29 protein-coding genes and 1 pseudogene are annotated in these 24,700 nt (G+C 36.7%); all 30 read right to left on the reverse strand.

All coding sequences use genetic code 11. The features are described 5' to 3' along the window. Positions 1-118: 118 nt before the first annotated feature. Positions 119-799, reverse strand: coding sequence for a Bax inhibitor-1/YccA family protein (locus HZ311_RS00835; protein WP_019722650.1), 681 nt, complete (start codon positions 797-799; stop codon positions 119-121). A 1-nt stretch (position 800) separates the two neighbouring features. Then, on the reverse strand, positions 801-1,274 hold the full coding sequence (locus tag HZ311_RS00840) for a MaoC/PaaZ C-terminal domain-containing protein (protein WP_010735307.1): 474 nt from the start codon (positions 1,272-1,274) through the stop codon (positions 801-803). 338 nt (positions 1,275-1,612) lie between these two features. Continuing rightward, positions 1,613-2,947 (reverse strand): UDP-N-acetylmuramate--L-alanine ligase, encoded by a 1,335-nt coding sequence (murC, locus tag HZ311_RS00845; protein ID WP_010735306.1) that lies wholly within the window; start codon positions 2,945-2,947, stop codon positions 1,613-1,615. A 137-nt stretch (positions 2,948-3,084) separates the two neighbouring features. Then, a complete protein-coding gene (locus HZ311_RS00850; RefSeq protein ID WP_023519770.1) occupies positions 3,085-3,843 on the reverse strand; it encodes a YdcF family protein in 759 nt (252 codons plus the stop codon). Between the two features lie 21 nt (positions 3,844-3,864). Next, positions 3,865-4,332: a SprT family protein gene (locus HZ311_RS00855; RefSeq protein WP_023519771.1), complete on the reverse strand. Its 468-nt coding sequence runs from the start codon at positions 4,330-4,332 to the stop codon at positions 3,865-3,867. Next, positions 4,329-6,509 (reverse strand): Tex family protein, encoded by a 2,181-nt coding sequence (locus HZ311_RS00860; protein ID WP_023519772.1) that lies wholly within the window; start codon positions 6,507-6,509, stop codon positions 4,329-4,331. The genes HZ311_RS00855 and HZ311_RS00860 overlap by 4 nt, the downstream gene beginning before the upstream one ends. 299 nt (positions 6,510-6,808) lie before the next feature. Continuing rightward, positions 6,809-7,546, reverse strand: a complete 738-nt coding sequence (locus HZ311_RS00865; RefSeq protein WP_023519773.1) for a metallophosphoesterase — start codon at positions 7,544-7,546, stop codon at positions 6,809-6,811. A gap of 191 nt (positions 7,547-7,737) precedes the next feature. Continuing rightward, positions 7,738-8,676: an oxygen-dependent tRNA uridine(34) hydroxylase TrhO gene (trhO, locus tag HZ311_RS00870; protein WP_023519774.1), complete on the reverse strand. Its 939-nt coding sequence runs from the start codon at positions 8,674-8,676 to the stop codon at positions 7,738-7,740. A 194-nt stretch (positions 8,677-8,870) separates the two neighbouring features. After that, positions 8,871-9,242, reverse strand: coding sequence for a VOC family protein (locus tag HZ311_RS00875; protein ID WP_010735300.1), 372 nt, complete (start codon positions 9,240-9,242; stop codon positions 8,871-8,873). 439 nt (positions 9,243-9,681) lie between these two features. Next, on the reverse strand, positions 9,682-10,068 hold the full coding sequence (locus HZ311_RS00880) for a hypothetical protein (RefSeq protein WP_010735299.1): 387 nt from the start codon (positions 10,066-10,068) through the stop codon (positions 9,682-9,684). 382 nt (positions 10,069-10,450) lie between these two features. Then, positions 10,451-10,960, reverse strand: a complete 510-nt coding sequence (locus tag HZ311_RS00885) for a hypothetical protein (protein ID WP_137072500.1) — start codon at positions 10,958-10,960, stop codon at positions 10,451-10,453. A 210-nt stretch (positions 10,961-11,170) separates the two neighbouring features. Next, positions 11,171-11,500 carry a hypothetical protein gene (locus HZ311_RS00890; RefSeq protein ID WP_065095969.1) on the reverse strand — a complete coding sequence of 110 codons (330 nt, stop codon included), beginning with the start codon at positions 11,498-11,500 and terminating at the stop codon, positions 11,171-11,173. A 92-nt stretch (positions 11,501-11,592) separates the two neighbouring features. Further along, positions 11,593-11,979, reverse strand: coding sequence for a hypothetical protein (locus tag HZ311_RS00895; RefSeq protein WP_023519778.1), 387 nt, complete (start codon positions 11,977-11,979; stop codon positions 11,593-11,595). A gap of 14 nt (positions 11,980-11,993) precedes the next feature. Then, the gene (locus HZ311_RS16010) at positions 11,994-12,131 is read right to left on the reverse strand and encodes a polymorphic toxin type 30 domain-containing protein (RefSeq protein ID WP_137073083.1); all 138 of its coding nucleotides are present in this window, start codon (positions 12,129-12,131) and stop codon (positions 11,994-11,996) included. After that, complete coding sequence (locus HZ311_RS00905; RefSeq protein WP_023519779.1) at positions 12,131-12,601, reverse strand: SMI1/KNR4 family protein; 471 nt, start codon at positions 12,599-12,601, stop codon at positions 12,131-12,133. The genes HZ311_RS16010 and HZ311_RS00905 overlap by 1 nt, the downstream gene beginning before the upstream one ends. A 13-nt stretch (positions 12,602-12,614) precedes the next feature. Further along, positions 12,615-14,105, reverse strand: a complete 1,491-nt coding sequence (locus HZ311_RS00910; protein ID WP_178946398.1) for an HNH/ENDO VII family nuclease — start codon at positions 14,103-14,105, stop codon at positions 12,615-12,617. Beyond that, positions 14,102-14,449 (reverse strand): DUF3958 family protein, encoded by a 348-nt coding sequence (locus tag HZ311_RS00915; RefSeq protein WP_178946399.1) that lies wholly within the window; start codon positions 14,447-14,449, stop codon positions 14,102-14,104. Before HZ311_RS00915 ends, HZ311_RS00910 begins: the two co-directional genes overlap by 4 nt. Continuing rightward, complete coding sequence (locus HZ311_RS00920; protein ID WP_023519882.1) at positions 14,449-14,730, reverse strand: TIGR04197 family type VII secretion effector; 282 nt, start codon at positions 14,728-14,730, stop codon at positions 14,449-14,451. The genes HZ311_RS00915 and HZ311_RS00920 overlap by 1 nt, the downstream gene beginning before the upstream one ends. Before the next feature lie 216 nt (positions 14,731-14,946). Beyond that, entirely contained in the window at positions 14,947-16,338 is a 1,392-nt protein-coding gene (locus HZ311_RS00925; protein WP_019724480.1) for an L-cystine transporter, read from the reverse strand. Between the two features lie 208 nt (positions 16,339-16,546). Beyond that, the gene (locus HZ311_RS00930) at positions 16,547-16,951 is read right to left on the reverse strand and encodes a DUF1149 family protein (protein ID WP_019724590.1); all 405 of its coding nucleotides are present in this window, start codon (positions 16,949-16,951) and stop codon (positions 16,547-16,549) included. A 52-nt stretch (positions 16,952-17,003) separates the two neighbouring features. After that, complete coding sequence (locus HZ311_RS00935; protein ID WP_175401363.1) at positions 17,004-17,624, reverse strand: HAD-IA family hydrolase; 621 nt, start codon at positions 17,622-17,624, stop codon at positions 17,004-17,006. A 54-nt stretch (positions 17,625-17,678) separates the two neighbouring features. Beyond that, on the reverse strand, positions 17,679-18,101 hold the full coding sequence (locus HZ311_RS00940; RefSeq protein WP_224434815.1) for a hypothetical protein: 423 nt from the start codon (positions 18,099-18,101) through the stop codon (positions 17,679-17,681). Positions 18,102-18,167: 66 nt separating this feature from the next. Then, positions 18,168-18,839: an LCP family protein gene (locus tag HZ311_RS00945; RefSeq protein WP_010735291.1), complete on the reverse strand. Its 672-nt coding sequence runs from the start codon at positions 18,837-18,839 to the stop codon at positions 18,168-18,170. Positions 18,840-19,050: 211 nt separating this feature from the next. Further along, positions 19,051-19,338 carry a hypothetical protein gene (locus HZ311_RS00950; RefSeq protein ID WP_010735290.1) on the reverse strand — a complete coding sequence of 96 codons (288 nt, stop codon included), beginning with the start codon at positions 19,336-19,338 and terminating at the stop codon, positions 19,051-19,053. A 10-nt stretch (positions 19,339-19,348) separates the two neighbouring features. Continuing rightward, positions 19,349-19,513: a hypothetical protein gene (locus HZ311_RS00955; protein ID WP_010735289.1), complete on the reverse strand. Its 165-nt coding sequence runs from the start codon at positions 19,511-19,513 to the stop codon at positions 19,349-19,351. Positions 19,514-20,558: 1,045 nt separating this feature from the next. After that, entirely contained in the window at positions 20,559-20,933 is a 375-nt protein-coding gene (locus HZ311_RS00960) for a P-II family nitrogen regulator (RefSeq protein WP_010735288.1), read from the reverse strand. Further along, a complete protein-coding gene (locus tag HZ311_RS00965; RefSeq protein WP_010735287.1) occupies positions 20,930-21,703 on the reverse strand; it encodes a DUF1538 domain-containing protein in 774 nt (257 codons plus the stop codon). Before HZ311_RS00965 ends, HZ311_RS00960 begins: the two co-directional genes overlap by 4 nt. Continuing rightward, entirely contained in the window at positions 21,700-22,383 is a 684-nt protein-coding gene (locus HZ311_RS00970; RefSeq protein ID WP_010735286.1) for a DUF1538 domain-containing protein, read from the reverse strand. The genes HZ311_RS00965 and HZ311_RS00970 overlap by 4 nt, the downstream gene beginning before the upstream one ends. Before the next feature lie 354 nt (positions 22,384-22,737). After that, positions 22,738-23,544 (reverse strand): annotated as a pseudogene (locus tag HZ311_RS00975) (carbohydrate ABC transporter permease); the annotation flags it as partial. A gap of 68 nt (positions 23,545-23,612) precedes the next feature. Next, on the reverse strand, positions 23,613-24,482 hold the full coding sequence (locus tag HZ311_RS00980) for a carbohydrate ABC transporter permease (RefSeq protein ID WP_178946400.1): 870 nt from the start codon (positions 24,480-24,482) through the stop codon (positions 23,613-23,615). Positions 24,483-24,700: the final 218 nt, after the last annotated feature.

The following is a 24,700-nucleotide window of genomic DNA, read 5'->3' on the forward strand; positions in this document are numbered from 1 at the left end:
AATAGTGATTACTGGTATCGAGGACCCAAAAAAGAACCCACTAGAATTTGACGATCAAATTCTGTGGATTCTTTCTTTTCATATGAGAGATATTTTTATCTTGCTCTTCGTTTATTGCTTAGTTATTACGTCCAAAGATTCGTAAGAATGCCAAGAACAAGTTGATGAAATCTAGATATAGTTGAAGTGCCAAGAATACGGCAATCCCACTATTTGCTTGTCCATTTGATTGAACATATACATTTGCGATCTTTTGGTTATCATAAGCAGTAATACCTGCAAAAATCACGACAAGTAGTAATGAGATGAACAGTTCAACTGCACTACTTCTTAAAATAAAAACATTCAAGACCATCGCAATGATCACACCGATCAACGCTGCCATTCCGGCACGACCCACACCTGATAGATCTTTTTTAGTGAACATCCCGATTGCTGACATCCCAATGAACATCCCAGTTGCTGAAATAAAAGCAGTTGTGATCGTTCCGATATCATAAAAAGCTAATGTAACAGCTAAAACGATACCATTCAATAAGGAATATGCGATAAATCCACCGATTGCTAAGCTTGGATTTTTTTGTGCTTTTGCTCCTAAAACTAAAACCAAAATGATTTGGACAATCCATAATCCCATAAAACCTAATGGAAAATTATTGATGAAGCTTGCTACTTGATAAGGAAAAACTTGGATCGCTAAATAGGAAGTGATCGCACTCAGCGCTAGACCGATTCCTAAAAATCCGTAGACTTTCGCATAAAAGCGGTTGATACTATTTGATATGATTTGATTGTTCATCTTATTCACCTTCACTTTCAAGAGTTAATTCTTGTTCTAATTCTGGTGGTTGTACCATGACTACTGCATCTAATACACGATTGTCTTGTGTATTCGTGGCCTCCACTGAAATAGTCACAACATTTTTCATCTTATCCACTCGAATGACTTCAAACTGAAAAGTCAATGTTTCATAATGAAAAACCGGCTCGACAAAATTAGCTGAAAAATTCACCACATGAGAACCTGGACCAGGCAAGTGTTTTGACACTGCACTTGTTATGATTCCCATTAACATCACAGTTGGAACAATGGGTTGATGATATTCCGTTTTCTGTGCAAAATCATGTTGGATATATAAAGGATTGGCATCGTTTGTTAATCCTAAATATAATAATAACTGACTATCTTCAATTGATTCTGTTAAAGATAACGAGTCGCCTTCCTCGATTTCATTGATTGTTTTTCCTAATTTACGCGGTTTACTTATGTTCAAGTTTAAACCCTCCAGTTTATTTATTCATTCGTACCAATTGTACCAAATCATACAAAAAACGCAAGTTACAGAACATGCTTTGGTCTTTCACTTATGTAAGCAATCACTTCGATGATCGTACATTATTTATTGAAGACTATAGCATAGTTGAATAAAAACCGTTCGTATTTTGTCTGGATACTTTAGGATTTCTTAATTCGATTGAATACTTACGGTCACTATAAGCAGGCGAAACATTACTGAAAAAGAACTCTACCTATCACCCACAAATAAACGCCAAAAGGGGCTGCCACCTGACAATCCCTTTTGACGCTAACTTCTTTTATTCACTTAGATGATTACAGAACGTTTTTCGTTGTACTGCTCAATAATTTTTCATAGGCTTGTTCAAATTTTTGAACATCACCAGCACCCATGAAAATAATCACTGCTTCGTGGTAGTCTAATAACGGCGAAACGTTATCTTCTTTGATTACTTGACCACCTTTTTTGATTTTTGCCCCTAGGTCTTCGATTTTAACGTCCCCTTGTTCTTCACGGGCAGAACCAAAAATATCACATAGATACACACGGTCAGCTAAATCTAAGGCTTCGGCAAATTCATCCATCAAGGCAATCGTACGAGTAAATGTATGTGGTTGGAAGACTGCAATGATTTCTTTGTCTGGATATTTCTGACGTGCGCCATCAATAGTTGCTTTGATTTCTGCTGGATGGTGAGCATAGTCATCAACGACTGTCATATCAGCCACGATTTTCTCGCTAAAACGACGTTTCACTCCAGGGAATGTCAACATTTCGTCAGCAACTTCTTTCACGTCTAACTTCTCGAAGTAGGCAACTGCGATAACACCAAGTGCATTCAAAATATTATGTTTTCCAAATGCTGGAACTGTAAAGTGTCCAACAAACTCTTCGCCATGGAACACATCAAAAGCTGAACCAGTTGTCGTACGTTCAATATTACGTGCTTGGATATCGTCATCTTCATTCATACCGTAATAATAGATCGGCACATCCGCTTCTAACTTTCTTAGATAGTCGTCATCTCCGTAAGCAAAGATCGCTTTTTTGACTTGTTTTGCCATCGTTTGGAAAGCGGAGAAAACATCATCGATACTTGTATAATAATCAGGATGATCAAAATCGATATTCGTCATGATCACATAATCAGGAGAGTAAGCTAAAAAGTGGCGACGATATTCACATGCTTCAAAAGCAAAGAATTCTGCCTCTGGATCACCATGACCAGTGCCGTCACCAATCAAGTAACTTGTCGGACGAATCCCTGTCAATACATGTGATAATAGACCTGTCGTACTTGTTTTCCCATGGGAACCAGTGACAGCGATACTCGTATAATTTTGGATAAAATCTGCAATAAAATCATGGTAACGGATCACTTCTAATCCAAGCTCTTTTGCACGTTGGATCTCTTCGTGTGAATCTGGAAAAGCATTGCCGGCGATCACGATCATTCCTGGTTTGACGTTTTCTGCATCAAACGGCAAGATAGAGATATTGGCTTTTTCTAAATCTCTTTGAGTAAAGAAATATTTTTCGATATCTGATCCTTGGACGTTTAATCCTTTTTCATGTAATACAAGTGCCAAAGAGCTCATTCCTGAGCCTTTAATACCAACAAAGTGGTACAAATTTTCTTGATTTTTCATTTGAATCCTCTTCTCTTAACTATCATCCATTATTTTATTCATACATTCAACACGAAACCCATTATCTTATAAACAATAAAAAATTTCAACCAAATTTATTCGGATGATTTTTAGTTCCTTAAATATTAGTGCCCTGATTACCTTTTTAGCGAAACTTTTTCATTCATCGCTAAGAGACGTAAATAAGCAGACCACACCTCATCTGGGATGTCGACATGACCGATAAATCCCGTTCCATTAGGTCCGTAACCTTGGGCATCATCTTTCAAACGAACTATTTCTCCAAATACTAAGGCTTGGAAATAATCAGAAGGCCACAAGTCATTTAGTCTTTGATCAGAGAAGTTGAATCCCTTGGTACTTTCTGTCACTTGTGGAAGTATCGGTACATAATTATAAAAATGAATAGACTCATTGCCCCATTTCTTCTCAAAAGTCGCCTTTGTTCGTCGTTGCAAGGTGGGATCATTCATTAAAAGAACACGTTCAGGTAATGGGCCCTGTGCTTTTAATAAATTGTAAGAAAATGAAGCATTCTCGCCACAATTGGTTGACTTCGTTTCTAACAATAGTGCCTGTTCAGGTAACCTATATTTTTCAAGCAAATAGCGGGCACAAATCTCACTTTCACTTAAACCTTGTTCAAATAAGAATCCTTGTTTTTCAAAATTTTTATAGAGATACTTCGTCGCATGTCCGATCCCACCAACTAAAACGATTTGCGCAACCTGCTGGTTCAAGTAAGCCTTTGCTGCTTCATCTACTAGGACGGGCAGACAATTCCCAGCTAAAATCAGTGTTGGTGCTTTTAGTTCCGAACACTCCTGTGGGTCAGGGTCTGCTAAAAAATCCAATAAGCAATTCCAGTCTGCAATTCTTGATGGTTCACCTGTCATTCTGTTTCTCTCCTCATACAATTATTCAACATCGAAGTACGTGGTTTTTTGCCATACCAATCGTCCTCTACAACGCCCACACAAATAGCGATCTGTATTGATTTTCCTTTTACGATAAATCCATTCAGCACACTTTTGGCATTGATATCCTTCGATTTTTTGCCTTCTATTTGAAGGAATAGCAGGTGCATAACGTAAGCCACCCGTCTTTACCAATAACTGTTTGAAATCTGAGTCACGATGGCGATACCCTTTTCCAGTCAAGTGAAGATGATAATGACACAGCTCATGTTTGATGATCCCGATGATCGTTGCTTGATCGGCTACTGCAAACATCGTCGGATTAAAATCCAAATGGTGATCATTTAAATGATACCTACCACCTGTTGTTTTCAAACGTTTGTTGAACATTGCTTGGTGCATGAACGGACGCTGGAAGCTTGTCCAAGAAATCTCTTCGACTAACTGTTGCAATTCTTCTTGTGTCACGCTTGATCCTCGTAAGGCGAAAGCATCGTCAGACTGATACGCCCTTTGTTCGTATCCACTTGTTCGATCCAAACAGTGACGACATCACCAACGGAAACCACGTCAGTTGGATGTTTGACGAATTTATTGCTTAATTTAGAAATGTGGACTAAACCATCTTGTTTCACACCAATATCGACGAATGCGCCAAAATCGATGACATTGCGAACTGTTCCTTTTAATTCCATGCCGGGTTTTAAATCTTCCATACTCAATACATCTGAACGTAAAAGTGGCGCAGGCATTTCATCTCGCATATCTCGTCCTGGTTGGGTCAACCCCTCAAGAATATCTTTTAATGTTTCTTCACCTACTTGCACTTGTTGTGCCAAGCGTTGTGGAGAAATCTGACTTAATTTTTCAATTGCTTCTTTCGTTCCTAAATCCTTTTCAGATAATTGGTTTGCCTGTAAGATCTCTTTTGCTACTGCATAACTCTCTGGATGGATCGCGGTGTTGTCCAGTACATGTTTGCCACCAGGCACACGTAGGAAACCGATTGCTTGTTCATATGCTTTTGGCCCTAAACGTGGGACCTTCTTCAATTGCGTTCGAGAAGCAAATGCACCATTTTCTTCACGATACGTTACGATGTTTTGAGCAGTCGTCTTATTTAGACCAGAAATATGTTGCAACAACTGAGGACTCGCTGTATTGACATCGACCCCTACTTGGTTCACTGCCGTTTCAACAACAAAATCCAACTGTTCTGCTAATCTTTTTTGTGAAACATCATGTTGATATTGTCCTACGCCAACAGCCTTCGGATCGATTTTCACTAGTTCAGCCAACGGGTCTTGTAATCTTCGAGCAATCGAAACTGCACTCCGTTCTTCGACTTGTAAATCAGGAAATTCTTTACGGGCAATATCACTTGCGGAATAGACAGAAGCTCCGGCTTCATTGACGATGGCATAAAACGCTTGATGTTTGGCTAACTTCAACTGTTCTGCCACAAATAACTCCGATTCACGGCTCGCCGTCCCATTACCGATTGCAACCATATCCACGTGGTACTGATCAATCAATTTCACAAATGCAGGACCTGCTTCGGCTCTTTTTGCTTGATTTGCCGGTTTATGCGGGTAAATCACTTCGATCGCTAAAACCTTACCAGTCGCATCCACCACTGCTAATTTACAGCCGGTACGATAAGCTGGGTCAAAGCCTAAGACAACTTTCCCTTTTAAAGGTGGTTGTAATAACAAGTTACGCAGATTTTCACCAAATATAGCGATGGCTTGCTCGTCCGCTTTTTCGGTCAATTCATTACGGACCTCCCGCTCAATCGCAGGTTGGATGAATCGTTTGTAACTATCGTGAATCGCTAAACGAACAGAATTAGCAGAAGACGAAGCTGTATCAGGAATCAATTGTTTCTCCAAATAAGTTAAAATCGCAGCTTCATCAACCGTAAGATTGACTTTCAACACTTCTTCTTTTTCTCCACGATTGGTTGCTAAGATGCGATGAGAAACAATTTTATGAATTGGTTCAGAAAACTCGTAATACATTTCATATACGCCTTTTTCATCATTTTCTTTGTTCTTGACGGTACTTTCGTATAGCCCCTTATTGTACGTATATGAGCGGACCCATGTTCTGAATTTTGCATTGTCACTTACCTGCTCTGCAATGATCTCATGGGCACCTTCTAAGGCTTCTTCAGGAGACGGAACTTCTTCAGTGACGTATTTAGTTGCTTCGGTCAAAACATCTTCAGATGAAAAGGTCAATAACCAAGTTGCTAAAGGTTCTAACCCTTTTTCTTTCGCAATCGTCGCTTTCGTTCTTCGTTTTTGTTTGTATGGACGATACAAATCCTCTACTTGTTGCATCTTTACAGATTGTGTAATACTTTGTTGTAATTCTGGAGTCAATTTTCCTTGTTCATCAATCAAACGCAAGACTTCGGTTTTACGTTTTTCCAAATTTGCTAAATAAGCATAGCGCTCTTCAATTTCACGGATTTGTACTTCGTCCAAGCTTCCGGTCATTTCTTTACGGTAACGAGCAATAAAAGGCACCGTATTTCCTTCTGCTAATAGATTTAAAACAGTCGTCAACTGTTTTGCTTGATAATCTGCCAATTCTTTCTTTACAAGATCTAGAATCGTTGGATTTACTTTGTCTGTCATTAAATAGCCTCTTTTCTAAGTCGAAATCGATTCCTACTACGGTTTATTCATTAAAAAGCAAGAATCAAAAAATCATACTGATTTATTTTAGCATAGATTCTGGTATTTCTAAATGTAACTAAACAGTGTCTAGAACAAAAATAAAATTCATTTTTGTTTTTAATTTGAAAATGTATAATCGGTTTTCCAAAATCTGACCTTCAGGACTAAGCTAAAAAGCCCAAAAATTTGAAGAACAAATTTCGGGTTTCTCGGCTTATTTATCAGAACTATACACTTTTATCAAAAACTTTTTCTGATCAATCACGTGGTTGCCATGGTCCTTGATTGTTTTGATACTCGATATCTTGGATGATTCCAGTTGGTTCAAAAACGACACCATGCATCGATCCGCCAAAGACAGCCCCACCGTCGATCCCGATTTTCTGATTTTGTATCCACAAATCAGTTGTCTGCATATCTCCATGGAGTAATGGCGTGATCGTATGACCAAATACGATCGTCTTATCAGTCCGATTCTTATGCTCATGAAAAGGCTCTCTGATCCATAAAAAATCTCCAGGGCTAGTATCACGCCAATCTTTTTTAGTTAGATCAACACCCGCATGGACAAAAAGATAGTTTTCCCATTCATAATATATAGGCAAATTACATAAAAAATCGACCAATTCACGATATCTTGAACGAATCATCATGGCAATCTCAGTTGGTGAATATTCTTCTGCTGCACCTGGATGCAAAAGACTTTCCATTGTTTCTCTTCCACCGTTTCTTAAGTAAGACGGATACCAGTCTTCTGGTTCTTGGAGAAACTGTAAGAAGTACTCTTCATGATTGCCTCGTAAGTAGACCGCACCAGTTTCTTTCACTAACTTCATTCCTAGTAATAAGCAATCTTTTGTTTTTGGTCCACGATCATTCAAATCACCAATCAAGACTAATTGATGAATATGTGGATCATAATGTGTTAATAGCTTTTGAAAAAGATTATAACTTCCATGGACATCACCGATTGCATAGACAAATGGTTTATTCATGACACCACCACCTTTTCATTTGATTATATCGCAATTTTATCCTCGTAGGTAGCAACAATTTCCGAATAGTTAAGAGAAAAATCTCCTGATTTCAGATGAAAATGAGAGCCACGAAAATTTGAAGAACAAATTTCATGACTCTCATTTTATTTTATAAACACTAACTACGTCAGCTTTGATTTTTAGAAAAATTATACAAATGCTGCTAAATGAGCGTCGATTTCTTCCGCAGATAGATTTCTTTCTTTGACATAGCGATTATGCGGATGTTTAGCACAGGCTACTGAACATGAGCCTAAATGTTTTTCTTCATTTTCCACTGAGGCTAACATTTGACGATTACACTCTGGATTTCCACAGTTGATGTAGCGTTCGCAAGGAGTACCATCAAACCAGTCTTTCCCAACGATCTGCTTATCTACGCGATTGATATCGACAGCGATACGCTCGTCAAAAACGTACATTTTGCCATCCCATAGTTCTCCTTGGACTTCTGGATCTTTACCATAGGTCGCAATCCCCCCATGCAATTGACCGACATCTTTGAATCCTTCTCTCACTAACCACCCAGAAAATTTCTCACAGCGAATCCCGCCCGTACAATAAGTCACGACCCGTTTTTCCATAAACTCTTCTTTATGGTCACGAATCCATTGTGGTAGTTCTCTAAAGCTACGGATATCAGGACGAACCGCTCCTCTAAAATGCCCGAGATCATATTCATAGTCATTTCGTGCATCGATCACAACCGTATCTTCATCAAGAATCGCTTCTTTAAACTCTTTAGGCGACAAATAAGCGCCCGTCATTTCTTTTGGATCAATGTCATCTTCTAGTTTTAGTGAAACTAGTTCAGGACGCGCACGAACAAACATTTTTTTGAAGGCATGACCCTCGCTAGGATCAATTTTGAAAAATGTGTCAGCAAAACGTTCATCTGCCAACATCGCTTCCATGTATGCCTCAGTTTCTGCGATCGTTCCAGAAACTGTCCCATTGATCCCCTCTTCTGCGACAAGGATACGTCCTTTTAAATTTAGTGATTGGCAAAAAGCAAGATGCTCTTTCGCAAAAAGTTCAGGTTCTGTGATTGTTGTATATTTATAATATAGTAGTACTTGGTAATCCATTTAGTTACTTCCTTCCATCAATTCATTCCATAACAGTATAAAGAAGTATAAATGAAATGACGATATTTCTGCTTGTGTATTTTTGCGCAAGTGTAGTTTACATAATATGAATATCGTAATTTTATGTATTCAAAGACACAAAAAAACCGACTAAAATTTCAGTCGGAGTTCTTGCTTCATTCTTACTAAGTAAGTTATTTTCCTGTCACAGCAAAGTAATTGCCATCGGGATCTGCAAAATTGAATACATATTCTTCACCTAAATGGACTAAATCACCTAATGTCACTTCTAATTGTTGCATCTTTTTGTATAAACCAAAAATATCCTCACTATAAAACATCAAAGAAGGTGCCCCACTAGCTGTACCTGGTGAATGCTGTTCGATAAATTCACGATCATATAAAACAAACGCAGTACCCGCATCTTTTGATTGGGCAATCTCAATAATCAATGTACCATCCATTTCTTGACGATCCAACACAACAAAACCGATCTGCTGCCAGAAATTTGCATTTTTTTCAACATCATCTACGTATAACATGATTTTCATTTCATTTGTAAACATCTATTCATTCCTCCACTTTTTTCGTCCTAGCTAGTTTAGCATAGCTGGTACTGAAAATCTATGTTGGAGAGGTACGAATGAGAAAAGTGATTTATGTCATTCATTTTATAAGTAAACTCATCTTTTACTAGTCAAGTCTATGCTATATCATAGTCATCAGTTTTTTTATCTACTATATATTCTTCATTTAAACTTTTAACAATGTGTTTGATGTTAAATCCATAAATTATATCTGTGAACATATCACCTTCTGATACATCACAATCACTACAAAAACATTCAATGGAATATAAGCCATCTGAAAGTAAAATATCAGCTTCTCCTGAGTCTTCATCTATTCAGTTTACTTTTTTTATATTAATCATCTTGTATTATTTCCTGTGGTTTTAAAAGATACAATTTCATTAATTAAAACATTGATTTCAAAGTTCTTCTATTTTTATTTATCCGCCCTATATTTTTTTATCCAGTCAAGAGTTTCTTCTTTATTTGTTATTAGAATAATAAAACTTTCTTCCGTAAATTTTACACGGGTGTCTTTTACACTAACACCATGATCCTCACTTATCATATCTATTATCGTTACTTCTCCTTCAGAACTAGCTAATAAATATTGATTACCTTCTAAAAATATTCCCTCGTATTCGTCTCCTTCATACAACTCATCTTTAAAATTACTATTTTTACTAGTATCATCAGAAACTACGAAATCTATTGTATCTTGTATGTTATTTTTATCAATTTCTGAAATTAAGAAGTCTTCAATTTTAAATATTTGTTGTTTTCCATACAATTGTAAGACGTTTTCTATTTGTTTTTCCTTCACTATATTTTCCTCCAATTAACTGACAAGTAATAAAATATCTGTATTTGATCTGGGATTAAAATATAAGTTTCAATCCTTTTCTTCATACGTTACTTGTCCGTTAATTCTTTCATTCTCAAATTTTAGATTTAGTTTTATCATTTTTTACCCTATTAAACTAGTTTTTCTATCTAAAATGTTTTTTTCATTTTATGATTTCTCCTCATAGACTATGGAGCAGGAGTTGAAAATGTATGTATAGCCTAAAAATCATTGTTAAGATTCATTCACGTGTTGTATTTTCGATGTACAACTTAAAGTATCAAGAACAAAAAATCATCCACATACCAGTGATGTGATGATTTTTTGTTCTTGAAATACCTTACTTGCTATTTTCTAAAGTTTATAATTTTAATTTCTCTACTAATTTTTTAAAATTACGAATGTTTTTATTTTGCAAAGAATTTAGTTTAATTATTTCTGATAAATAATACTCTGATTTCTCTAATACTTCTGTTCTGAAGTCAGAAAATAGCATTTTTTTATCTTTCCAGAATTGATAATCCGGATTTGAAATTTTCTCTGTGCGAATCCACCCTCCTTGACCCACTTTAGTACCTAAAACCTTACTAATAGATAGGATTTCTTTATCTCTATAAATTTCTATCCACGTATTAAAAGATTCAATATCATTAATCAAAACATAGTTTTCTGTTTTTAAAATCTCTAAGGCCCTTAAAAAACTGATAAACCAATCATATAGAGATACAGTAAAATCTTCTAGTTCTTCTTCCAAAATAATCCCGTAGTATTCATTATCAATTCTGACACTAAAATAGCCATACTCTCCGATAAGATTTTCTGTGTCAACATCTTTAACTATTATAAATTTTATTTCAAAAATTTTTTTCACCCTATTTCTTAAGTTTTTTAAATCATCTTAAAGAATATTGATACTTAATATAATTCGCCTGCATAGCTTAATAACTTCAAGTTTTTTCTGGTTCGAATTCGCTGATTAGTTGTATCCATACTAGGCGGATAACTATTCATTCGTACGTTCACAAGTCAAGGCTATAAAGTATAATGAGCGCAAAGAATCAGCTAGTTCATCGGTTTCATTTTAAAAAATATATAATATATCTTGTTCTGAAATGAAAGAACTAGGGATGACTTCTTCTAAATTTTCTATTCTAGCGATCATGTATTCCTGCTTTTCTCCTTGAAGATTTGCTGTCGCCCATTTCTTCAATAAATCTAATTCTTCCATGACAACTTCTAATTTTGTATTATCAAATTCCGAGCCATCTTGTATATATTTGATGCCTAACTCTTCTATAGCTTTTTCCCAATACCTTTCATAAAATGATTGCGAGGATATATTTTCACTTAATATAACTTCAGAGTTTACTTCATAGATATCCCCATCATACTTAAATAATCCTACTGACATTAGTCCTCACTTCCACATATTTCATCAAATTCGCCAATAATATATCATTTTTATTTATTATGTTTTATTCGATAATCTAGTTCTGACAATGCTTATTCAACGTTTTCTTTTAATCTCGAGTTTCCTTTATACGATTCAATAATTTGTCTATATTTTACATTCCCAGAATTTCCAAGCAAGCTTAAGATATAACTCAAACATTCATCATTAAAGTCATTTAAGTGATGAATAATTGGATTTAAGTCAATTGATTTTTCAAGATCTGGATCTTTCGACCCTTCTAATATTGCATCTAATATTAATTCCTTTATGTCATCATCATCCTGTAACGTAGCTTGGACAGCCAGATTATCGATAAATTTCTTAGCATTATTCTTTGACATATCACCATAATCTAAAATGTCTCTTATATAGCCCACCGCCTCCAACTTGTCATTCTTATTTTTCTGTTGATTTTTTAGAGTATCTAACCAATCCATTAAGATACTTCCTTCTATTTTTTTGGTGTCTCAATCGGAATATGGGTACTATTTATAAGATCTTCATTATAAAATTTACTAGTGGGTCTCGAAATTTCGGGAGGTTGAAAATTACCAGAAATTGGATCTAAATTTTTTTTACCTTTATTTATTAATTAATTTCGTTTGCTACCATATCTAGAAGAAATTCTCCAAAATTATTGTATAATGCTTCATTTTTCTGTGAACCTTCAGAGAAACCAGGGAAATATGAAGTTATTTTAGGTTCGCTATTTTCATTTAATTCTTGATAATTCAAGCAATACATTTCTCCCATTCCAGTGTTATACAGAATAACTAAGTGGGCTGGCATATTTACTAATTTCCGTTCATTCAAAGTTGCCCAAACGGCATCGGGGACGCCAGAATTTTCAAAATCCTCTTTAAAAACCCCATAAATTTCAATTGAACCAAACGTCAAAGCACCAAAAGACGATAAAAAACGTTTATAATCCTCTGGAAATCGTAAATTAAGTTCTACTTGGGCCTTGCGTATGATAACATCAGTAGCTCCACCAAAATCATCCGCTAAATCCTTATTTTCTTCAATTATTTTCTTCGCCTTATTGTAATCATTAACCATTCCATTGTCTCCTTTATTTAAAATCATTTGCTCTATTTTTCCAATAGTCAGCACGCCATTTATTAAAAGATTTTCTATCTATTCCAGATGGCACTGAGTTAGGGTTGATATGAATCGTTTTAGAATTAATTTGATGGAAAGATTGTTCCACCTCAGCAATAGAACTTATATCTCGTTGTGTCATATGATGTAAATTTATAGGATTATCGTCTGGCCCTAGTGGAGCTAATCCCAGTTCCATTCTTTGCAGATTAGATCGCCCTTTCACATCTATTTTATTGATATCAATTATACTATCTCTTTGATAAACTTTCGTACCTTTAAAATCAACATCTTTTTTCCAGTATTCTCTTAGTTGTGAGTAATTATTAGTAGCTTCTCCACCACCCACCTCCTTAAGCTTACCACTCTCTACCTGCTTCACACCAGTGGTCGTCAAGACTTTGTAAGACGCATACGTAAAGCCTAAGATCATCAGGGCTTGGCCGAGTTCGGATTCGTTGATCCATGTGTAGCCGTCTTTGACGTATTGCGAGGTAGAGACGATACTGCCTAAAAGTGGGTCTAGTTTTTCGCCGGTTTCGTAATTGACTCCTTGACGCCATGCTGCATTGACTTTCTCTTGGTAGGTATCGTACGTCATAAATTGGATCAGTTCAGGTTCTAAGTAGTGACCTACTTTCGTGACATATTGATACAGCTCGGAGTTCACGATGCCGTATCCTGATTGCTTGTCTTCGATTTTCCAAAAGACACGTGGGTTGCCCTTGCTATCGTGAATAATGAGAGCATAGACGTTGTACTTTTCTAGTTCTTTGTTTTTAGTTGGATCGATGCCTTTTTTCTCGTTTTCTGCATGTTGCCATTTGTCTTGGATCGTGGTTGTCCACGACAAATCTTTCGGGATAGAGAATGATTTTTTTTGACTGTTCCAAGCTTTTTTTGTTTGAGCGAGTCCTTGATTGACTGCTTGTTCGAGACTTTTGATTTCTGTAAAAAATTGGGCGGAGCTTTGATTGTAATCTAGGAGTCTTTGAAGTTTCTCTTCCAGCTTGTGTTTCAAGTCATGATACATCGTGAGTAATAACGTATTTTGATTGAGTTGAAAGCCTTGGTGTTCTTCTGGCATATGAGGTGAAAGAAGCAGTTGCCGTATTCCCTCGGCTTGGGTGATATATTGATTCATTTGACGAATTTGCGCTTCTAATTCGGATTGTTTCAAGCTAATGGAGTCGACTTGTTCTATGTACTGTTGTGGAAATCGTTTCGCTGCTTTTTCGACCGCTTCGGAGAGTAAGATTCCTCCTTGGACGAGTGGGTAAAGTATTTGGGAAAAATAGGCTTTCGCAGCGTCGTAGGTTTTCCCTTGGAGATTGGGCGTTTGTAAAGTGAATTGAGTGATGGCTTGTTGGAGATTTTGGTAATCAGTGACTTGTTTTTGACAGAAATTACTGGCGCTCGTAGCTTGTGTTAAGGAGTCGTTTAGGTACATGTCGATACTCATAGGTTTTGTTCCTCCGACATGATTTTTCTTTTCTCAAAAGCAATTTCTTCGAGTTTATTCGTGATTCTTTGTTGTTGGATCATTTCGTGATGTTGGCATTCATCAAAGCCATTCATCAATCGCCTCCTTTGATGTGAAAACTCCGAGGTGAATGTTTCGATGGACGTAAAGGTATTCGATTTCTGGTAGGACATCTGTAATCGAAATAAGAAGTTTCCGATTTCTTTAAAGTGATTCTGGTAATCTGAACGGCAGGCATCAAGTTGTTTCATTTTCTTTTCCTGTTCTTCTCTTTTTGCTTGCAGCAACGTTTCCTCGGTATCAAGATTTGTCCATTGATTCATTAGCGTCTCTCCTTAAAAAGATCTCGACTTAACTGAGTGTCTAGTGTAGAAAATCCTTGAGCAGCAGTTTGCAATTGATTAGCAGCGCCTGAGATAGCTGAGGCAATTTGATTGGCTGAGTTTTTGGCGGACGTTATGCTACTTTGAATGTCTTGATTGCCAATTAGCGTGGTGCGTGTGTCATTTTGAAGCGATGATGCTTGGTTTAAAGGGGTGGTTGCACTGGTGATTCTTGAAGTGGACTGTTGGGCTTGTTGAGAATTACTGCTGAATGTAACCATAGATCTCCTCCTCGACTTATATAGGCTGTATAGAACGCTTACATATTCATTATAACAATACATAACCTTTCGTTGGATGAGAATTGTATTAGATAGGTCTCGTTACCTTATTTTTTTATAGATTTTTGAATCAATTATTTCATGTTTACACTTTTCGGAATATATTTTAGTATAAAAAAAGCGAGAGCAATCTGCTCTCACTTTTCGTTTTTTCGATCACGCATTCACGTCAACGACTTTTGCTTCATCTTTGATCACATCTCGATCAAGGTCATTGATACGTGCACTTGTAACAATACCTGCTACCATACTGCCACTTACGTTGACAGCTGTACGAGCCATATCGATCAATGGTTCAACTGAGATAACTAAACCAACGATCGCTACTGGTAAGTTCATTGAACCTAATACGATCAATGAGGCAAAGGTTGCCCCACCACCGACACCTGCTACTCCGAATGAGCTGATTGTTACGATGGCTACTAGTAGCAAGATGAATTGAATGCTAAAGACATCCATTCCAGCTGCTGGTGCAACGATTGTCGCTAGCATGGCTGGGTAAACACCCGCACAGCCATTTTGACCGATCGACAGACCAAAGCTGGCAGCAAAGTTTGCTGTGGCTTCATCCACACCAAGTGCTTTTGTTTGTGTTTCGATATTCAATGGCAAAGCACCCGCACTTGAACGTGAAGTAAATGCAAAACTTAGTACTGGAAATGTTTTTTTCAAGTAGTCGATCGGGCTGACTTTCACACCGATCAAAATCAAGAAATGAACGATCATCACTGCAAACAATGCAAGATAAGACGCTAACACAAATTTACCTAAGTTCAAAATGGCATCAAAATCACTTGTTGCCATCACGTTCGTCATCAATGCGAACACGCCATAAGGTGTCAAACGCAAGACTAACGTCACGATACGCATCACGATACGGTATAAGCTATCGATCATATCAGCAAAGAATGATGCTTCTTTTGGTGCTTTTCGTTTGATTCCTAAGTAAGCAACCCCAACAAATGCCGCAAAGATCACGACAGCAATCGTACTTGTTGCACGAGTTCCGGCAAGGTCTGCAAAAATATTTTTAGGAATAAATGACAAGATTTGTTGTGGGATACTTAATCCTTCCACTGTTTCTTGTCGTGTCGCTAACTCAGAAATACGAGCAGTTTCGGCCGCTCCTTGCGTAAATTCAGCACCTTGAAGACCAAATGCGATCGTCACACCGATCCCGATCAATGCGGAAATAGCCGTTGTTGCTAATAAAGTGGTCAGCACCGTTGCACTGATTTTACCTAATTTTTCTGATACTTTCATTTTTGTAAAAGCCGCAACGATTGAAACAAAGACTAAAGGCATGATCAACATTTGTAAGAAACTAACGTAGCCGTTCCCAACGATACTGATCCAATCCATGGATTGCGTAATAACCTCGTTTTCTACTCCAAAAATCAGTTGCAACGCGCCCCCGAATACGATACCGGCAGCTAGCGCAGTGTAAACCCGCGTTGAAAATTTTGCATGGCGCTTTTGCATACGATAAAACACATATAATAATGCCGCAAAAACTAGAACCACTAAAACTGTGATGAGTGTTGTCATTTTCATCCTCCTCTTAATTTGTAATGACAAGTCCATCTAAGGAAGTAAAGGTTCCCGAGAAGAACTCTTCAGCTCTTCTCCTGAAAATATTTTTTTCAGTGACTTATTCATTCTAGACTATTTTCCGAAATTTTTCCTTACTTTTGCTTACAATTAGTAATAGAAAAAAACACCAGTGATAGCTAATAACTATCACTGGTGTTTTTTCTTAATTTTCTTCTTTGGCTTTTTCTTCTTTTTCTGATTGGAAGTTCAATTTCACACCTGGCGCATCCAAGGCGATCTCTGTTACTTCATAGGCCAGACGTTTGACCATTTCAAAAAGTGGGGCCACTAATTCATCGACCTCTTCTTGCGTCACATCATTTTGATCTTGGACTTTGCGATTCAAGATGTGGTTGATTTGACTAACGCTTCCAGATAACACATATGTATCAAATACTAAACGAAATTCTAAACGGGCACCAACGATGCTATGTTCTTTCGGATAGTTTTCAATTGTCTCTTTTAGTGGTGAAAAACCTACTTTTAAGTCAGTTTGTACCTCTTGATCAGGTTTTAAAAAATCATAATGAAAAGCTTCTACTACTTCTTTTTGTCTTCTAATTTCCATTTTATCACTCCTCTGTTTAAATTATAGCATAACTAAAGTTGAAAGGGGATACTTATTCTGCATTCTTTTCGATTGCTAAAATATCCGCTAGATTCGCCACAATATGGTCGGCAGGAATCTCCCCTAAGAAATGATCGATATCATATAGGCAAGTGTGGATCTTTGCGTTGATCCCCGCTTCAATATCTAATCTTCGATCCCCTACCATCATTGTTTTTTCTGGGTCTAAATGATAACGATCGATCAAGTGACTGATTGCATCAGGTGCTGGTTTTCTGGCAAATCCTTGGTCGATACCAATCACTTCTTCGATCAAATCTGCTAGCTCAAAGACTTTTAAAAGTTTCCAAGTAGAAGCCGTTACACGATGTGTTAAAATATAATGTTTTGCTCCCTTCTGTTTTAAACGACGTAAAACCATTTCAGTCTCTTTGAACGGTACTGAGAGTTCTTGATATTGTTCTTCATATTGATGAAACAATTGATTGAAGGAGGCTTCTTCTAATTGATAACTTTCTCGTAGTTTTCTCACCGATTCTTGCTTCATCACGCGATATATTTCCTTTTTTGGTCGTTCGATACCAAAATCTTGTAATGCTTGAGATACTCCTTCAACCATCGCCGGATACGTATCGAACAATGTCCCATCAAAATCCCAAATGTAATTTTTAATCATTCTTTTACTCCTTTTTACTCATTTCACTAGACCTTTGCCTAATATTTTTTCTTATACCTTTGTTGTGAATTGCGTGCCGCACTTTTTACAAGTCACTCGAATCTCACCCTTGCCTTTCGGCGCCCTTTGCTTGAGTTGACAAGTTGGACATGAAAAAATCGTGTAGGTAGTGCTAGCTTGTTGTTCGGATTGACGTTTCAGTTTATTTTTCATTTTCGTAAACCAGCTTTTGATCGCAACTGTTTTTTGTAAATACGCTTGATTTTCGTTTGAACGAACATAGATTTTCTTTGAACTAAATCGAGCGATGGTCAAAGCGATAAAAACGAAGAAGAGTAGATAGCCTAAACTGAGAGGCAACCAATATCTAACGACAAAGAAAAATAATCCTAAAACTAAAAATAAACGATTCAATGGATCAAGACGCGCATATCTCCCTTTCATGACTTGTTGATATTTTTGTTGAGCTTTCATTATACGTTGTATCCAAATAGGTCCCATTTTTTTCTCCATTTCTCTTTTATTCAAAAAGAAAAAGCCTTAGTTGGCCTTTTCCATCGTCATTTGTTGTAACACATGACGGTTCCTCATAAAATCGATCACGATCAGTTTTTTTTCATCTTCACGTTTTACTACTCGAAAGGTATCTTGTAAAGGGAATGTTAACTTCTTAGATTGGATTTCCTTCAAGCGTACAAAACGACGGATCAATGAGAGCAATTGTGGAAACTGGATCGATGTGTGTAATAATTCTGGATATTTTTTTAGTAACTGCGTTGTTTTAAACAAATTTCTTTTTCGGCTGATTTGTTTTAAAAAACTTTTTAATATCTTTTGCTGCCGCTGAAAGATTGAAAGAGAGCCTTCTTCATCGATCTGGTAACGCATCTGACGTTGTAGATCTTTCACCGATAGATGTACTTCAGTGGTACCTGACTCTACGTTGATTCCTTGAGGGAAAAGTTCTGAAATTGCTTTGTCCCACTCATTTAATGATACTTCAAGATAGTCATTCAATGGCAGTTGAAGTTCTTGAACAAAAAATTGCTTCGCAGCTTGAATGCCACCTTGTTCATAAATTTCCCCAATCGTCAACCCTTCTAAATGAAACTCCGGCGAAAAATGCAAGACTGTTTTTTGTTCATCGATTTGCGTATAGATGAATGTCGACCGTTTGAGAATCGTATCTTTTAAAACAACTAAAAAATTCATTCTTTTCCCCCTTTTTTCTACTACAAAATAGCATATTTTCAACTGTTTGTGTGCAAATATGCTGAAGATTTCATAAAATCTTATTCTTTGAATTTTATGCGCATATAAAAAACTTTTTCATGGCTCTATTAGTTTTTTTATTCATGTATTTGATATTATGGGAGATTCGATAACCGTTACCGAGTATCTGAATCTAAAGGTGTCTGACAACTTATAGATTCATTTCGGCGCGCCTTCTGATTTTTTGCTCGTTAATAAGCCTTGTATTCGTATCATTACTATTTGTTTTACCTATATTTTTAATTGTTGAAAAAATGCTATTTCCCGAAGGGGCCTGTGTAAGCTGTGAGACGTTGATTGCTGTCGTTATTTCCGCGTTTTCTAAGGTAGTTTCCAATGGATGCTCGTATATTAAATTCTCCACATTAACTACTTTCATCACAGCAAGAACAAACAATAGGTCGCCGTTTCCTAGTTGGTCAGCTAGACTTCTTTTCATTGGTGCGCGCTCAAAAAAGTTTCGTCCTAATCCAATTATCACGAAGACAAGCCATTAGCATCTCAGCATCGGTTATTTGAAGGTTTGCTTTTAACATTTTGTCAGTCAGTACAGCATTCAAGACAGCTTGTTTCGTGACAGTCGGCAATTTTAACATGTCACTTACATTTTCCACAAAAGAATTAACCCCCTCGCCATGAATTAGCTTCAGAAATTTTTTCGTATCTCTTTCGAAGATCTTCTCCACTATCCCTGAAACCTATCGGACTCCTTAGATAACTTATCAAATCGTCCGATGATGCGACAATATGGGTCACTTCGTGCATAAGAGTATCCTTGGGACTTGGCTGCACTTGAATCCTTGGTCTAGTAGCTGGATTCACATGAAAAACTATCAAGCATGAAAATAATTCGACATTCAGGGGCAAACCGCATGACAAACGCATGTGCACTCATGAATCCTTTAATTTGTGAGTAGTGATTCTTTGTCACCCCATCATGCAATAAATCAGTAGAAACAAGCCAAATATTTTTTAAAATTAAAATCCTCTATTTGTTGAAGAAGCTGTGCACTTTTTTTCAACTGATAACAAGCGCTTCATAATTTTTTTTACATTTGTTCTTGATTTTCTGCATCACCTCGTCTAAACCTTTCGATTAAGTAAGCTTCCGCAGGCGTAGTTGCAAGAGTCTCTTCTTTTGATAGTTCCTTCTCTATAAATTTCTGGAAATCTTCCTGCGCATTTTTAAACTCTACAGTAAATTATTCTAGAAATGGTTTGAGTGATTCTAGCGCTTTAGTGATATCGATACCAGAAAATACACGATAATTCGGATTTGAATCTTCGGGGAAATCCCCTTTAATCGCTGAAGTAATTAGCTCTCTTAATTTAGCTTCACCACTAATTACAGAAGACGGGAATTCTGGGACAAACTCTTGATATAGGTTCTACCTGTCTCTGAAATCATCAATCCCAAATCATCTAAAGTTTATCTAATCAAAACTTTCTTTATTCATAATTTTAAGTTATAACCTAAAAAAATACTGATCCAGCAAAATAGACAAGGATTTTTGGTAAAAGAAAAAGCCGTAAAAAACTTAAAATAGCACAAGGTCTATTTTGTTTTTTTCGACTTATTGTCAAAATAAGATTATCAAATTTTAGTATATTTCAAGGTAAGTTCTATTCCAAATTTAGCAACTTGCATTTGGATGAGTTTCAATTATCTTCTAATAAATCTTTCATGTCAACGACTTCGCGATATTGATGGATTTTCGTAATACCAATCACTTTATCGATATCAATACTAAAACAAATACCATTGCCCGGAACATCGATCTTGATACCTTTTCCGATCGCATCCATCACTTCATTTGTCAAAGTATCTGGTACTAATGTCAGAACGATATCCTTTTCCGGTGAGATATCCAACCCTAAGAATTTTCCTGTGTCATGGACTCCAGAACCACGTCCATGTAAAATCGTGCCCCCAGATGCGCCAGCCTTCTTTGAGTAATCGATCACATCTTCCCCAATACCACCATCCACGATCGTGACGATCATCTCGAGATTTAGTGCGACTAAATCATTCATTGTTGTTCCTCCATTTGTTGTAATTTTTCTTTGTTTTTCTGATCTTTTTTGTCTTTTTGTTTATATATGAACCCTAAGACTAATGTCGATAGTATCGGTGTCAATGCGATCATTGCCACCACACCAAAACCATCAATAATTGGATCTCGACCATCGATCTGTGTGGCGATTGCCACACTCATAGACAAAATAAAGGTAGAACACATCGGTCCTGTGGCGACGCCACCGTTATCAAAAGCCATCGATAGAAAAATCTTGTCAACTTTTGCACCTAAGACAAATGCTAAGCCATATCCAGGGACCAAGAAATAATAAAGAGAAAAACCAGCTAATAAGCGCCACATGGACAGACCGACTGCTAAACCGATCCCAATCGAGATCACTGCTAACATTACTTTTGCATGAATCCGACCTTCACTTAATTCTTCGACTTGTTTGACCATCACATGGATGGCTGGCTCTGCAAAACCTACTAAAAATCCCATAACAAACCCTAAAGGAATCAGGATCTGATTATTCGCTAAAGAAGCAATTGCACTCCCCAGGTGTTGTCCCACTGGTACATAAGCAACATTTACACCATGTAAAAATAGAATTAATCCGATAGTTGTGATCAAAAAACCTTTCATGATATCCAAAAAACGTTTTTTTCTTAATTTAAATGAAAGAAAGTTCATCAGTACAAATAAGATCACGATTGGTGCCACCGCAAGGATGACTTCATATCCGACTTGTCCAATACCTGTAAAAAAAGTGACCAAAAAATTCATTGGAAGATCACCCCCAAGATCATGACAGCCAAGATAGGACCAAGTGAGGCAATACCAACCATTCCAAAGCTATCATTTTCATTTTTCCCTTGGCGGATCATGCTTGTCATTCCACCAGCCAAGGCTAGAATAAACGGAACAGTCACTGGGCCGGTTGTGACTCCACCTGCATCAAAAGCAATTGGCATAAATTCATTACTTGTGAAAAAGGAAGCGATGAGTACCGCAAGATAACCGATCACCATCAATCGATAATACGACAGTTTAAATACGACTCTTAGTAGGGCAAAAGCTAAAAATACACCAGTTCCCACACTGACTATACCGATCAATAAGACTCGACCAATCTCTCCATCCGAAATATCAAATACTTGTTGACCTAATACTTGTACAGATGGTTCGGCAATCGTGATCACGATTCCAATCAGAAAACCCAAACTAATAACGATTGGTAGACTTTTCTTTTTGATCATATATTTACCAACTAAATCACCAACTTCCATCATCGAATAATCCGCACCAAACAAAAAGAGACTCATACCAACCATCATCATGATTGCTCCTAAAATGAATCTTCCCATGCTTTCAACATCTAATGGTGCAAATACAAAGGTCAGGATAACGATCAATATCGTCATGGGCATGATCGCAATGATTACTTCTTTAAAATTTTTTCTCATGTATCCTCCTTTACTTCTAGTTTACCTGATTAAAAGTAAGTTTACGAGGAAAAACAGTAAGCGATACCATTTTTATGTAAAAACGGTAAAAAAAACAGCAAAAAAACTAACTAGAGCATCAAAAAAAATCGACGAATATTGTTTTATATCTATGCAAAAAAAGGCTAAAATACATGCTATAAGCAATAAAAGCCAGAAATAGATAAACTATTTCTGGCTTTTACCGCTTATTTTAAATAAGTTTATTTTATAACAAAAGTTATCCGCATATTGTAAATCTAACGGTGACGTTTTTCATATTTTTGATCATTCAAGTGATAGTGCCTGAACATGAAATTTCAGGCTTATTTCTGTCTATTTGACAGAACCAATCATCCCTTGAACAAATTGTTTTTGTAAAACGAAAAACACGAGTGCAGTTGGTAAGGTCGCAATCACCAGTCCACTCATGATCATGCCATAGTCTGGTGTATAGGATGCCCCCATGGCTGATAATACTAATGGAACTGTTCGTTTATCTGGAGATTGTAATGCCACTAAAGGCCAGAGGTAATTGTTCCAACTACTCATAAACGTGATGATCGCCGCTGCGGCATACGTATTTTTAGCTGTTGGTAAATAGACACGAAAGAAAATACTTAATTCTTTAAGACCGTCTAAACGTGCCGCCTCTACTAGGTCCTTAGGAAAGGATTTCGCGTTTTGGCGGAAAAAGAAAATCAAAAAAGCGGTACTTACTGAAGGTAAGATGACGACTAGAAAACTATTGATTCCTAATATCGTACCATTCAATTGTGAAAACATCCGATATAGCGGGATCATCAATGCCGCAAAAGGGACCATCATCGATAATAACAAAATATTAAAGACGACTTCTTTTCTTTTACTCTTATAGATCTCAAAGCCATAACCTGCCATGGAGGAGATCAATAAAGCAAAAATCGTTGTAACCACAGCGATCATTGCAGAATTAAGTAGAGAGCGTGAAAAATTCAAGTCATTCGAAAAGAGATTTTGGAAATTGATCACTAAATTTTCACCGATCATCAGTTTACCTGAACTAATATCGACTGCTGTATTTGTCATCCCTAAAATCATCCAAACAAACGGGAAAATTGAAATAAAGGAAACGATGACTAAAGAGGTATATTTAAAAATGCTTAAGAGTAACTGTCCGATACTCACTTGCTTTTTTGTAATTGACCGGGGTTGACTACTTGTCATTTCTCTCATTTGCTCTCACTCCCTATTTTAGTTTGAATCACTGATAACAAGACAATAAATAGTACGATAACGAAAGAAACAGCTGCGGCATAACCAAAATTCGGAGTGAATTTATAACTCAAATTATAGATATATTGTGACAATGTCGTTGTTGCATTTGCTGGCCCACCACCAGTGATATTTTGTACCTCATCAAATAATTGCAAGGTACCGATTGTTGAAGTGATCGACGTAAACAAAATGATTGGTTTCAAGTTAGGTATCGTGATTTTAATGAACTGTTGCCACCTTGATGCGCCATCAATATCAGCAGCTTCGTATATTTCTGGATCGATGTTTTGCATAGCAGATAAAAAGAAAATCATATTATACCCTGTCCAACGCCATGTGATGGAAATAATGATCAATACTTTTGCCCAGAATGGATGAGTCAACCAACCGATCGGGTTATCAATCAAGCCAATTCCAACTAAAAGGTTATTGATTAAACCTGATTGGGAAAATAAACTTTTCATGATCAAAGAATAGCTGACCATTGAGGTAATACATGGCAAGAAGATCGCTGTTCTGAACAATCCTTTGAACTTCAATTTTTTATCATTCAATAGATTGGAAATAAACAATGCCAAAAACAACATGACAGGAACCTGTACTAATAAGTATAAAAAGGTATTGAAAAATGCTTTACGGAAAGTTGAATCTCCTAACATTCGTTGATAATTTCCTAATCCGTTGAATGTCATGTTTACCGGAGGTCCACTTTGAAAAGAGGTGATCAGCGCTAACCCCATTGGTATAAAAACTAAAATTGAGATCATGATCACTGGAAGGACTAAAAACGCGTTGCCATTTTTAAATAAATCCTTTTGTTTCATATTATTCCCCACTTTCATTACACATATGTCGAAGAAATACATGCCTCACAGAAAGTCAGACAAAATTGCTAGTTATTTTCTTCTAAGCTTTTTACCACTGCCTCAATGATTAGTTCCATCGGACAGAGAATAGCAAACGAGTGGAACTTCTTATTTTTTCGAATACCATTGCTAAAGTTATACGGGATAGCTAACGGTGCGAATGTCCCCTATCGACA

Source organism: Enterococcus mundtii (assembly GCF_013394305.1).
Lineage (GTDB): Bacteria > Bacillota > Bacilli > Lactobacillales > Enterococcaceae > Enterococcus_B > Enterococcus_B pernyi.